Source organism: Christiangramia sp. 3-2217-3z, assembly GCF_051195275.1.
Lineage (GTDB): Bacteria > Bacteroidota > Bacteroidia > Flavobacteriales > Flavobacteriaceae > Christiangramia > Christiangramia marina.
The window spans coordinates 157,841-171,399 of record NZ_JBNJLI010000004.1 but is presented as its reverse complement, the minus strand read 5'-3'; the positions used below and the strand labels follow the sequence as shown (position 1 = coordinate 171,399).

Sequence of the window (13,559 nt, the reverse complement as noted above, 5' to 3'; positions counted from 1 at the left end):
AATGGAAAATACTTCCAAACATAAGATCATTCTGTTTGATGGCGTTTGTAACCTTTGCAATAACGCGGTACAGTTCATAATTAAACATGACCGTAAGGATAGGTTTAGGTTCGCATCCCTTCAAAGTGAAACCGGGAAAAGGCTCATTGAAGAAAGAGGCTTTGATCCTGAAGACCTGGATTCTATTATGCTTATTGAACCGGGTGTGGCTTATTATAGAAAATCTACTGCAGCCCTGGAAATCTCAAGAGACCTTGATGGAGGATATTCATTATTGAAAAACTTCTTGTTTTTACCTGAGGGTTTGAGAGATAGCATCTATGATTTTGTGGCCAGCAATCGATATAAGTGGTTCGGGAAGAAGGATAACTGTATGATCCCTACTCCCGAACTAAAATCTAAATTTCTGGATTAAACGGTCTCCTCATTTTCAGGATGATAATCATCATCCCAGTCTTTAACATTTGGTGGCCCCATCATATCTACAGATTTCGCTACCATTAACGATACGGCAGCATCTCCGGTTACATTAACCGTGGTTCTACACATATCCAATGGTCTATCCACTGCAAATATTAAAGCCAATCCTGCTTCAGGAATTCCAGCTTGTGCAAGTACAATTACCAGCATTACCATTCCGGCTCCCGGCACTGCCGCTGAGCCTATAGAAGCCAATGTAGCTGTTGCGATGATCCCCAATTGGGCACCTAGTGATAGGTCCATCCCGAATGCCTGTGCGATAAATACGGCGGCGACCGCCTGGTAAAGACTCGTACCATCCATATTGATCGTGGCGCCAATTGGAAGCACGAAACTAGTAACCTCCTTATTTACACCCATGTGTTCTTCTACCCTTTCCATCGTAACAGGAAGCGTGGCAGCACTGGAACTTGTAGAGAAAGCAAGTAATTGAGCAGGCCCGATTCCGTTAAGGAAAAATGATGGTGTATTCTTCGTAAAGATCCATACCAGCAAAATATATGCTCCTATCATAAGAGCTAAACCTAGCAGTACAGTGAGTGCATACATAGCCAGAGCCGCAAAGAGATCTGCACTTGGTGATTCTACAACAAGTGCTGCCAGTAAAGCAAATACACCGTATGGTGCAGTTAGCATGATAAGGTCGATCATTTTTAAAATGACTTCATTAAAACCATCAAAGAAATCCTTAACTGGTTTCGCTGTTTTTTCAGGAATAAGGATGAGTCCGAGTCCAAAGAATATGGCGAAAAATATAACCTGAAGCATGTTCCCGTTATCGCTAGCCGCACCAAAAATATTACTCGGCACTAAATCTTCCAGAGCCTGTAAAGGTCCCGCATCCTTCTGCTTCTGGGCATCTGTGATTCTAACCGAAGCATCCCCTTCATAACTAGCAATTAGATCACTACGCGTTTCTTCAGAAATCGCTTTCCCAGGCGCAATAAGGTTTACCATGAGCAATCCTATGGAAACTGCGATCACGGTTGTAATTACATAGGTCGCAATGGTTCTGGTTCCCATCTTGGACAACTTTGAAATATCTTTAAGATCGGAGATCCCCTTGATAAGTGAGGCAAGAATCAATGGCACTGCAATTAACTTAAGTGCATTGATAAATATGTTCCCGAAAGGTTTGATCCAATCCCCTGTAAATTCTGGTCCCCAACTAAAATTAGTCATGATTAGTCCAAAAATGACACCAGCGGCCATTCCTAAAAGTATCTGCCAGTGCAACGCAAGTTTTTTCATATACCTAATGTTCTGCTATTAAATTTTTGATGATTTATTCTGAAGAAAATAGTCGGCCATAACAATTGCGGCCATGGCTTCTACGATGGGCACTGCTCTAGGCACAACACATGGATCATGCCTTCCTTTCCCTTGCATATATACCTGCTCTCCTTTGGAATTGATTGTTTGTTGCTTTTGCATTAATGTTGCAACAGGTTTAAAAGCTACTCTGAAGTAGATATCCATTCCATTGCTTATTCCTCCCTGTATACCGCCACTTAAATTAGTCTTCGTAGAACCATCCTGGTTGAACTGGTCGTTGTGTTCGCTACCTTTCATGGTAGTTCCGGCAAATCCGCTGCCGTATTCAAAACCCTTTACAGCGTTGATGGAAAGCATCGCTTTACCAAGTTCAGCATGTAATTTATCAAAAACAGGTTCACCCAGACCTTTAGGGACATTCTGGATAACACAATCAACGATTCCGCCAACGGTATCACCACTCGATCGAATTTCCTTGATATAAGTCTCCATTTCTTTAGCCTTGGCAGGATCTGGACAACGCACCGGATTTTTTTCAACTTCTGAAAAGTCCAGTTCCTGGTATTTTTTATTTAGTTCAATATGACCTACAGTAGAAACATAGGCATTAAATTGAAGAGAATTTAATAGCTGTTTGGCAATACTACCAGCAACAACCCTACATGCCGTCTCTCTGGCCGATGATCTTCCACCGCCACGGTAATCGCGAACACCATACTTTTCGTCGTAGGTATAGTCGGCATGGGAAGGCCTGTAAGTATCTTTTATATGAGAATAATCCTTAGATTTTTGATTCGCATTTTTAATTACGAATCCAATGGGTGTTCCGGTTGACTGACCTTCGAAAATTCCTGACAGAAATTCTACAGTGTCAGGCTCCTTACGCTGAGTCACGATTGCAGATTGCCCGGGACGTCTTCTATCTAGGTCTTGCTGTATCTTCTCTATATCTATCTTAACTCCTGCAGGACATCCATCAATCACACCACCAATAGCGACACCATGAGATTCACCAAACGTAGTTAATCTGAAGAGTGCGCCTATAGAATTTCCTGCCATTTATTCGATTTTGAACAAATGTAATTTTTTAAGAACATATTTGAAAGTGGAATCCTAAATATTCCCAATGCAGGAAAAGGCTAATGCTTAATTTAGAATTATATTATTTAATCCATGAATTTCTAGGATCTTGTGGACTCTCCACTTTTGTCCCTCGCAAGAACTTCAGACACTCTGTTTAAAAGAGTCTCCATATCGAATGGCTTTGGGATAAATTCAACGGCACCTACAGATTTACAAAGGTCACCTACATTGTGCAATGCAGACATCATAATGATTGGTACATGAGCGACTTCCTCGTCTGATTTTAGTTCTGCACACACATCTGTACCATCTACACCAGATATAAGTTTATCCAGAAGTATCAGTTCTATATCATGCTGCAAGATATTCTCCTTAGTGAGCTTAGGTTGCTGAGATACAGTAACTTTATGATCTGAGAATTCAAGTATATCTTTAAGCATTAATCCTATAGTTTGATCGTCATCTACGATTAAGATTCTAGCCATTCTTCATTTATTTTAAGGGTAATATAAAAGTAAATTCTGAACCTTTACCAGGTTCACTTTTCACAACAATCTTTCCTTGATGTTTTTCTATAATTTCATTTGACAGATACAGTCCTATTCCGAAGCCTTCATAAGTTTCATCTTTATTTCCAGAGACTCTGTAGAAACGTTTAAAAATTTGTTGTTGTTCCTGCAAAGCAATACCAATTCCATAATCTTTAACACTTACCGCTGCTTGATTTTCATCAGTCTTAAAAATCCTTATGGATACTTTCTTAGCGTCTGGAGAATATTTTACAGCATTCGTAATAAGATTAGTTATAACCTGCCCAATTCTCTCTCGATCAGCATTTACAGATATTTGGTCCATGTGATTAATATCAATTTGCATTTCGCGATATGAAAAAGAAAGATCTTCAACTACCGTTTCGATCTGTTCATTCAATTGAAAATCGCTGAGCTCCAGAATTAGTTCATTTTGTTCAATTCGACTTAAATCGAGCATTTCAGATATTAACCGGATAAGTCTTTCGATCTGGCTTTCTATTCTATGTAAATATGGTTTAACAGGAATATTCTTAGAATCTGTCTCTACATTCTCAGGCAATATAGATTGTAGCAATTGTATGTAGCCTTTAATGGAAGTAACTGGAGTCTTGAGTTCATGGCTTACCAGCCTTAAAAAACTTTCCTTTCGCTTCTCATCATCTTTTAATTTCTGAATTTCAGTACTGGAGGTTAGCCATGAGTAAATTTTACCGTCTACATCCTTTAAAGGATTGCTGCGACAGAGATGCCACAAGTAATCGCCTTTTTTATTCAGAAGCCTAATTTCAGTCTCTAAAGACTCACCATTACTCAAATGTTGCGCTACTTCCTTGGAAACTCTTTCTTTATCTTCGGGATGAATAATATCCAACCACGGTCTTTCCAAAAATTCCTTCAAGTTTAGTCCAACATAATCCAACCAACTCTGATTGTAAAATTTGACCTTAGAATCCAGTCCAGCTATACTAATTTTATGAGGCATAAAATTAACGAGCTGTCTAAAATCAGTCTCACTTTTTCTGATTTGTTTATTCAGTAATGCCTGTTTAGTTACATCACTCGAGATATTTGCCACTCCAATAATATTACCATTACTATCTCTTTGTGGTTGATATAGGATATCAAAATATCTTTCTTCTATAACCCCGTCAATATTAAAGGCAATAGGTTTTTCAACGGCATGAAAAGGTTCACCGGTAGAATAAACCCGGTTTAATAAATCCACCAAACCTTGGTCTTCAATCTCTGGTAAGATCTCCACAATAGGTTTCCCAATTACTTTTTTTCCCTTCCCCCATACTTTAACAATAGCATCGTTGGCCATATCTACCACATGATCTGGTCCATGAAATATCGCTATCAAACTTGTTGTAGAATAAAATAGATCACGGAATTGCTGCTGGCTCTTCTTTAAATTATTCTGAGCTATTTTTCTTTTGGTTATATTTTCAATACTTAGTAATATAAAATTACTATCAGTCCCGGATAACTGTATTTCACTAGCATTTAAAAGCAAGTGCTTTTCTGTACCACCATTGCCTTCTACCTGCATCTCGAAATTTGTCATTTTGCTATTTGAAGGTAAAATTGTTTCCAGTACAGTTTTGAGCTGCGGAATATCCCACTGAGCAGCCTTTACTTCATAAATTAATGTATCCTGAACTTCTTCAGAAGATATTTTAAATGTCTTAAGAAAGTATTTATTTGCAAATACAACTTTAAGTTTATCATCAAGGATTACCAGAGGATGATGAATGTTATCTATAACCGATTCCTTTAAATCAAAAATATTATTAGATAGAGATCTATTAGTTTTTGCTTCAAACTTAATATTTGCAGTTTCTAATTCATCAATTTTCTCCCTGGCCCGTTGTAAGTCTTCTTCGAGTTGCTTAATTCGCATTTCTTTATCCATTGACATACCGTATTCGAAGCTCTTATTAGTTTTAATTTAGAGGGCTAAATTTAATGTTTTGAAAGTCCTAGAATTACAATTAATAAAGCATTAACAAAACTTTGCGTCTTTAGGCAAGCGCCTTGTATAAAATACTTACCGGGTGTTGTGCTATTCTTCCAGTGCCATCCTTAATTTGGTGTCTACAGCTGGTTCCGTTGGCAGATATGATCGTGCTTTCATTACTCTTTCGAATAGCCGGAAATAGTGAATTCTCCCCTATTCGCATACTGATCTCGTAATGTTCTTTTTCATAACCGAAAGATCCAGCCATACCACAACATCCTGAAGGAATGATAGTTATTTTATAGTTTTCAGGAATATTAAGAATATCAAAAGTTCGGGAGGTATTGGATAAGGCTTTTTGGTGACAGTGCCCATGAATTTTAATAACTGCTGCCTGATTTGTGAATTGTTCCTTTCTAATATTACCTACTGCAAGCTCCTGTTTCAGAAATTCTTCAATAATAAAGCAATTCTCAGAAAGCTCATTAGCAGATTCCTTTTTATCTGCTAGTCGTAGGTACTCATCTCTAAAGCTTAAGATCGCAGAAGGTTCCACTCCAAGCAATGGAGTTTCCTTATTTATCAAGGGATTAAATATTCTTATATTCTCGTTAGCCAAATTCTTTGCTTCAGCCAGAAAACCTTTGGAAAGGTAACTCCTTCCGCTTTCAGGATGGTCAATCATTATCACCTGGTAGCCTAACCGACTTAATAATTTGAGCGCATCAATACCAACTTCTACATCGAGATAATTTGTAAATTCATCATTAAATAGATAAACAGTTCTAACAGGATCCTGAACTTTGAGCTTCTCTTTATTGGTCAGATAATACTTTTTGAGCGTAGTCTTTCCAATTGCTGGAAGTTCTCTTTCTACCGCTACCCCAAGTAATTCTTTTGCTATTCTGGAAGTAAATTTGTTCTGCATTACAAATCGCGATAGACCAGGAACTTTAGATGCCATAGCGTTTTGCTTCGTGATACCCGCAAAAGTTCGATCCCTTAAACTAGGTTTGTTCGATTTGTAATATTGAAATTGAAATTCAGCTTTAAGAGCTGCCATATCCACATTGGATGGACATTCACTTTTACATCCTTTACAGCTAATACATAGATCCAGCACTTCCTTTAATTCTGGATGATCAAACTTGTTCTCCCTATCTGAATTTGTAAGAAATTCCCTTAAAGCATTTGCACGAGCCCTGGTGGTATCTTTTTCATCCCTGGTCGCCCTGTAACTTGGACACATGGTTCCTCCTGCTTCTACCGACTTTCGGCAATCACCACTTCCATTACATTTTTCAGCTAGCTTCAGGACACCTTCAGCATCAGAAAAATCCATGATGGTATCGATCTCGGGTTCTTTACGATCTGGAACATATCTAAGAGAAGTATCCATAGCAGGTGCATCCACGATCTTACCCTTATTAAAAATATTATCTGGATCGAAAGCAAACTTTATATCCTTCAGCAGAGAATACACTTTTTCACCATACATAAGTTCAATAAATTCTGCTCTTAACCTTCCATCGCCATGTTCTCCACTAAGAGAACCATTATATTTTTTAACCAGTTTCGCTACATCCAGCGTAATACTTCGGAATAAACCAACGTCTTCAGATTTTTTCAGATTCAAAATAGGACGTAAGTGAATCTCTCCGGCACCAGCATGTGCATAATAAACGGCTTGCTGATCATAATTTTTCATGATCTGTGTAAACTCCGCAATATAATCTGCCAGTACCAGGATGGCCACAGCTGTATCTTCAATACATGCAACAGCTTTGCGATCTCCCTTCATATTACCCAGTAGTCCCAATCCAGCTTTCCGAAGATCCAGAGCGAGGTCAATTTGATCACCATAAAGAATGGGAAAAGCATAACCAAGATTGGAACTTTTAAGTGTACTCATCAAAGCTTCCAGATTCTTCTCAAGTGCTTCCTGTGTTTCTGCGCGTAACTCAAGCATCAGGATAGCCTCAGGATCATCTTCTATAAAGAATCTATTCTCACGATATTTCAAATTATCACTGGTGCAGTCGAGAATGATCTTATCCATCATCTCACAGGTAAATAGCGAATGCTCCATAGCTGGAACTACCGCTTGCATACAGGCATCAATAGAACGAAAATGCACTGCGATCATCGCCTTTTCTGAAGGAGGTAGAATATCCAGCTTTAGCGTTATTTCAATAATAAAAGCCAGGGTTCCTTCACTACCTGCAATGAGATCGCAGATATTCAGTTTTCTTTCAGAATCCGTGAATATTTCAGTATGCAACAACTCATCCAGAGCGTAGCCTGTATTTCGCCTATGTAGTTCCATAGGAGGAAAATAGCTAATGATCGATTCTTTGTTTTCTTCTGAATTAAGTATATCCTGGATCTTACGATAAATATCACCCTCCAGTCCCTTGATCTTTAATTTTTTCTGAAATTCAATTTTTGTAAGATCTCTAAACTCAACTTCACTTCCATCACTTAACAGTGCTTTGATTGATTTGATCCTATCCCGGGTTGTACCATACCTGATCGAAGTTGTTCCACTGGAATTGTTCCCTACCATCCCTCCTATCATACAGCGGTTAGAGGTCGAAGTATTAGGCCCGAAAAAAAGACCATGCTTATAAAGTTTTCGGTTGAGATCATCCCGAATCACTCCAGGCTGAAGAGTTACTGTCTTGCTTTCGGGGTCGATATTGATAATATCGGTAAAATGACGCGACACATCTACTACTATCCCATTACCAGTGCATTGTCCAGCCAATGAAGTTCCAGCAGTCCTCGGGATCAAGGTAATTTTATTTTCCCTGGCGAATCTTATAAGTCTAATAAGATCTTGCTTCGACTTTGGTATGCTTACAGCTAGTGGAATTTCTCGATAGACAGAAGCATCGGTCGCGTAAATAGTTTTCCAGAGCTCATCAAGGCATAGCTCTCCTTCTAAATCTTTAGCAAGCTGCAGCAGGGAATTCTTCATTTTCATACTCAAATTTAGGAAGTTTCAGTTTACCTACTTAACAGAATCTTAATTAATATTAACAATACATTTACTAGCCTGGACGTTCTCATATTGGTAAACGGCATAAATTTGCCAGGATAAATTTAAAACAATCAAACATGAAAAAAGTAGTTCTATTTGCAGCTTTTATTTTTGGAGCTGTATTTCTGAATGAGGCCAATGCACAGCAGATATCTCAAAACGCACTTGGTTTAAGAGTAGGTGATGGTGGAGGATTTGGCGCCGAAGTTTCATATCAGAGAGCAACAAGTGAGAACAACAGGTTAGAATTCGATCTTGGATGGAGAAATGATAGCAATTACGATGCTATCAAGCTTGTTGGATTGTACCAATGGGTATGGAACATTGAAGGAGGTTTTAACTGGTACGCAGGTGCTGGTGCGGGACTTGGTAATTACGATGACAACCGAGGTGGTGATATAGATCGTAATGATGGTGTTTTTGCATTACTGGCTGGTAACGTAGGGATCGAATATAATTTTGATTTCCCACTATTGTTATCATTAGATTTCAGACCTGAAATTGGATTTTCAGATTATGATGATCACAATGAATTTACTCCAGATGTTGCTTTAGGTATTAGATACCAATTCTAATTGAGGAGAAGATAAAAAGAAAAAAGGAGCCAATTGGCTCCTTTTTTTATGCTTTACTCAAAGCCTTATTGTATAGTTCCTCATACCTTGGAACGATCATATTGATATCAAAATCCCTTGCTGTTTCTCCAGCCTGCCTTTTAAATTTCCGTAGAACTTCTTCTGTTTCTAAAATTGATATAGCACTGTTAGCCATTGCAGATACATCACCTACGTCATGAAGAAAACCTGAGAAATCATTTTTATTCACTTCTGGCAAACCTCCAGTATTAGAGGATATTACAGGGACAGAGTGAACCATTGCTTCAAGTGCAGCCAATCCAAAACTCTCAGTTTCAGAAGGTAGAAGGAACAGATCTGAAAAGCACAGGATCTTATCAATTTCATTACTTTGCCCCAGGAATAATACTTTGTCTCTCATACCCAGATCGCGAACCAGTTTTTCCGCTGTTTCTCTTTCCGGACCTTCACCTACCATCATTAAACGGGCACTTACAGATTTCTGAATTTCAAAGAAAATCTTTACGACATCATCAACCCTCTTTACTTTCCGAAAGTTACTTACATGTGTAATAATTTTTTCATCAGATTGCGCCATCAGTTCTCTCTGGCAGTCTGTAAATGTTTTCTTCTGAAATTTAGATACATCAATAAAGTTAGGAATAACTTCAATATCTGTCTTGACGTCAAAGTGCCTTAGGGTGTCCTCTTTTAAGCTTTCTGAAACAGAAGTAACATAATCACTTTTATTGATACTAAAGGTTACTGCAGGCTTATAAAAGGGGTGATTTCCAACCAGGGTGATATCTGTTCCATGCAAAGTCGTCACCATTGGGATTTCGATTCCTTCTTCAGCCAGCATCTTTTTAGCCATATAACCAGCATAAGCATGAGGAATCGCGTAATGAACATGCAGAAGTTCTATGCCGTAGTTTTTTATAACATTTACCAGTTTACTACTTAAAGCAAGCTCATAGGGTTGGTAATGAAATAACGGATATTCCGGAACGTTCACTTCATGAAACCTGATATGACTGGAAATTGTTTCCAACCTTACCGGCTGTTTATAAGTAACAAAATGAACTTCATGACCACGTCTGGATAGCGCTAAGCCTAACTCGGTGGCTACTACTCCGCTACCACCAAAAGTAGGATAACAAACAATTGCAATTTTCATTAATTAGAAATCTATAGATTCGTAAATCACTTTCTGGATCTCAGACCGGATATCTTCCCTGATGAGTTTCCTGTTCGTTGAATCAGGAAAAGTTCTGTTTGATAAAAATACATAAACTATCTCTTCTTCAGGATCGGCCCAGGCGAATGTTCCTGTAAATCCGCTATGTCCAAAGCTTTTCATAGACAAGCAGTTACAGGTTGGCCCTGAAGATCCAAGCTGTGGTTTGTCGAAACCTACACCTCTTCTTACATTCTGTTCACAATAATAGCAGGTATTATATTTCTCAATAGTTTCTTCACGTAAATATTTCTTCCCGCCATAAGAACCACCATTTAAATAGGTTTGCATTAATTTAGCGACATCATTTGCAGTACTAAACAAACCTGCGTGGCCTCCAATTCCACCTTGCATCGCAGCACCCTGGTCATGAACATATCCACGAACAACCTGCCTTCTCCATAATTGATCATTCTCAGTAGGCGCTATTTGCAGGCTATCAAACCTAGTTTTGGGTAAATACCCAGTGTAGTTAGCACCCAGGGATTTATAAAAATGTTCCTGTGTAATGTTTTGAAGCGAAGAGTCGTAATAGCTCTCCAGGTAATACTTTAATAGATAGTATGGTAGATCGCTATATTTATAAGACCTCGTTTTCTCAAGATCGCTAAGTCTGATCGTATTAATAATTGTGTCACCAATATCTTTTCTTATAAACATATTGTCTGCAACCTGAGTATTGTACGTTTCAGAAGGTAAAGTGTTATAATAATTGGCAGAAAGCCCCTTAGTTTCAGAATCAAGGGTAGAAATATAAAAAGGGATCCAGGCTTGCAATCGAGCATAATGCATCAACATATCCTGCAATTTGATATTGGATTTATTCGAACCTTTTAAAGAAGGAAGTAATTCCCCAAGCGTGGTATCAAAATCAAGAACTTCTTTCTCATCCAATTCCATGACCAGCGGTAAAGTTGCCAGGATCTTGGTAAGAGATGCCAGATCATAAACCGTAGTATCGGTCACAGGCAACTCTTCTTCATAAGTTTGATAACCAAAATTCTTCTGGTATATCACTTTTCCCTGCCGGGCAACGAGTATCTGTGCTCCCGGGGTCATTTTTTCTGAAATAGCATAATTAATAATACTATCAATATTCTGAAGTTTATGGGAATTCATTCCAACGCTTTCCGGAGTTCCATAAGCTAAACGATCAACATCCTTAGTATTAAAACCGGTTCCTGCTGGAAATTCATTCTGGATGCTAACCGGAAGACGACCTTTCGCCTGAGCTGCTCCAAAAATTATCTGACCCACCTTTTTCTGAGCCAATGGATGATTCTGGTAACCAATTAGGATCCCTTCAATATTCGTAAAGCTTTTTACATCAAGTAGTGCGTAAGGTCTTGCGAATAGTGCCAGGATTGTTTTATTTTTACGGGCAATCTCATGTAACCATACCAATTCGTTATTTGAAAATTTATAGGAAGCCCACGGACTGCTATTCGATTTGTGGAAACCAATGATCACACGATCATATTCTTCCAGTTTGTCAAGTAGGGAGGACAACTTATCTGCCTGAACCCAATCTACTTTCGCATATTTCTTTAGCTGCTGAAGAAAAGCACTACCATCGTCATCCCCAAAATTCACATAGGCAATCTTCTCTTCTGAAAGATCTTTAACCGGAACTACAGCTTTATTATTTTTGATCAGCGTTGCAGCGTTTTCGTAGAGCTCTTCCAGTAAAGCTTCGTCACGTGAAGTATATAATTCTTCTATCAGGAAATTTGTACTAACCGGTTTAAATTTATCAAGACCAGCTTTATACTTAGCGTATAATATTTTCTTTACTGAAAGAGCCAATCGGTTTTCACTAATAGTACCATCATTTACTGCATCCATGATACTTTGAGAAGCTCTGCTAACGTCTTCACTCATTAACAGGATATCGTTCCCCGCACGAAAGGCATCAAGATCCACTTCTCCTGGTTCCATATTTCTCGAAACACCTTTCATGTCAAGTGCATCGGTAAAAATAAGACCATTAAAGCCAAGCTCTTTCTTCAGTATATCTGTGATAATATCTTTTGATAATGAGGCAGGTTTACCATCTGTAGGCTCTAAATCTGGGACGTTGAGATGTGCTACCATGATACTACTAAGCCCTTCAGGAATTAATTTTTTATAAGGATAAAGTTCTACACGTTCGATCCTTTCCGCAGAAAAATTGATCGTGGGTAACGTCTTATGCGAATCTGAGTCTGTATCGCCATGACCTGGAAAATGTTTTGCGCTACTGAGTGCTCCCTCTCGGTGCATTCCTCGCATAAACGCAAGAGATTTTTCAGTGACATTAAATTTATCTTCTCCAAAAGACCTGTTTCCTATAATTGGATTGTCTGGGTTGGTATTAATATCCACTACAGGAGCAAAGTTAAAATGTACCCCCAATCTCCTGGTTTGTTTCGAAATAGCCGCACCAGCTTCCTCAACCAGTTGATTATCCTGTATAGCACCAAGAGTCATATTCCATGGCAAGGCAAAAGTGCTGTCAAGTCGCATGGCAAGCCCCCATTCGGCATCCATTCCAATTAGCAATGGAACTTTAGACATCTTCTGAAACTCATTCGTCAACTGAGCCTGTTTCACCGGACCACCTTTGGAAAAAATAAGTCCCCCAATGTGATTTTCAGCAATTAGTTTACGAATAGTATCGGCTTCGTTATCATTTTTAGACCAGATACTTGCCATGAATAGCTGCCCCACTCTTTCCTTAAGATTCATGGAGTCATACGTACTATCCACCCAATGCTTTTGAGCAGCATGATCTTTGGTGAACAATGGGTTTTTTACCTGGGAGAAAGCACTAAGACTGCAAAACAAAAAGAGTAAAAGTGGTAATTTGAGGTACAGGGTTCTCAATTTCATTATTTCATGAAGCGTTTATGCCAGCTCTCAGAAGCAGGTACTTCCCATTCTGTAAGATATTCGGCTTTGGTATTAACGAGATTATTGAATACGATCGTATTCATGGACACCGCTTTATCCTTAGCCATTTTTCTAAAATCGGTAAGTGTTTTATAAGCAACGAATTCTCCCTGTTTATAGGATACATTCATTTTATCGAGAAGATCCACATCGTAATCTTTCTCCAGTTGTTGAATAAATTGCACGGAAGAATCGATAGAACAACCTGTTGCAGCATTCAATTTCTGATCCAGGGCTATTGTAATAAATCTTTTGTACTTGATATCGTAGGAAGCCTTAAGATCTCCTCCGTGTGCCGTCCATCTTTCAATGAACTGGTCTAATCTTGATGAGATCTCCTGTAATTCATCTTCTGTAAAAGATCTATTTGCCTGATAAATCCAAACTCTTGAATCTTCTGAAAGGCTATCAAATGGTACTAACATAGGCTAAATTTGTGTTC

Annotated in this window: 10 protein-coding genes; 2 read left to right on the top strand and 8 right to left on the bottom strand. The window is 38.6% G+C overall.

Annotated features, from left to right (window positions below; genetic code table 11):
- Position 1 precedes the first annotated feature (1 nt).
- On the top strand, positions 2-415 hold the full coding sequence (locus tag ACSHZO_RS08930; protein WP_295181074.1) for a thiol-disulfide oxidoreductase DCC family protein: 414 nt from the start codon (positions 2-4) through the stop codon (positions 413-415).
- Here the strand turns inward: ACSHZO_RS08930 and ACSHZO_RS08925 are convergent.
- From ACSHZO_RS08925 to ACSHZO_RS08905, 5 genes are all read right to left on the bottom strand, one after another.
- Positions 412-1,731 carry a dicarboxylate/amino acid:cation symporter gene (locus ACSHZO_RS08925; protein WP_298247116.1) on the bottom strand — a complete coding sequence of 440 codons (1,320 nt, stop codon included), beginning with the start codon at positions 1,729-1,731 and terminating at the stop codon, positions 412-414. The two genes, ACSHZO_RS08930 and ACSHZO_RS08925, sit on opposite strands and share 4 nt — an antisense overlap.
- Positions 1,732-1,749: 18 nt before the next feature.
- On the bottom strand, positions 1,750-2,814 hold the full coding sequence (gene aroC, locus ACSHZO_RS08920) for a chorismate synthase (RefSeq protein WP_298247115.1): 1,065 nt from the start codon (positions 2,812-2,814) through the stop codon (positions 1,750-1,752).
- 122 nt (positions 2,815-2,936) lie between these two features.
- Positions 2,937-3,323: a response regulator gene (locus tag ACSHZO_RS08915; RefSeq protein ID WP_298247114.1), complete on the bottom strand. Its 387-nt coding sequence runs from the start codon at positions 3,321-3,323 to the stop codon at positions 2,937-2,939.
- A gap of 7 nt (positions 3,324-3,330) precedes the next feature.
- A complete protein-coding gene (locus ACSHZO_RS08910; protein ID WP_298247113.1) occupies positions 3,331-5,286 on the bottom strand; it encodes a PAS domain-containing sensor histidine kinase in 1,956 nt (651 codons plus the stop codon).
- 109 nt (positions 5,287-5,395) lie between these two features.
- Positions 5,396-8,311, bottom strand: coding sequence for an FAD-binding and (Fe-S)-binding domain-containing protein (locus ACSHZO_RS08905; protein WP_298247277.1), 2,916 nt, complete (start codon positions 8,309-8,311; stop codon positions 5,396-5,398).
- 140 nt (positions 8,312-8,451) lie between these two features.
- Between ACSHZO_RS08905 and ACSHZO_RS08900 the strand changes: the two genes are divergently transcribed.
- Positions 8,452-8,949 carry an outer membrane protein gene (locus ACSHZO_RS08900; RefSeq protein WP_295181084.1) on the top strand — a complete coding sequence of 166 codons (498 nt, stop codon included), beginning with the start codon at positions 8,452-8,454 and terminating at the stop codon, positions 8,947-8,949.
- A gap of 46 nt (positions 8,950-8,995) precedes the next feature.
- Here the strand turns inward: ACSHZO_RS08900 and bshA are convergent, their stop codons facing one another.
- The 3 genes from bshA to ACSHZO_RS08885 are packed head-to-tail and all read right to left on the bottom strand — an operon-like array spanning position 8,996 to position 13,542.
- Positions 8,996-10,126 carry an N-acetyl-alpha-D-glucosaminyl L-malate synthase BshA gene (gene bshA, locus ACSHZO_RS08895; RefSeq protein ID WP_298247112.1) on the bottom strand — a complete coding sequence of 377 codons (1,131 nt, stop codon included), beginning with the start codon at positions 10,124-10,126 and terminating at the stop codon, positions 8,996-8,998.
- A 3-nt stretch (positions 10,127-10,129) separates the two neighbouring features.
- A complete protein-coding gene (locus ACSHZO_RS08890; protein ID WP_298247111.1) occupies positions 10,130-13,057 on the bottom strand; it encodes a glycoside hydrolase family 3 N-terminal domain-containing protein in 2,928 nt (975 codons plus the stop codon).
- Positions 13,057-13,542 (bottom strand): ABC transporter ATPase, encoded by a 486-nt coding sequence (locus ACSHZO_RS08885; RefSeq protein ID WP_298247110.1) that lies wholly within the window; start codon positions 13,540-13,542, stop codon positions 13,057-13,059. The genes ACSHZO_RS08890 and ACSHZO_RS08885 overlap by 1 nt, the downstream gene beginning before the upstream one ends.
- Positions 13,543-13,559: the final 17 nt, after the last annotated feature.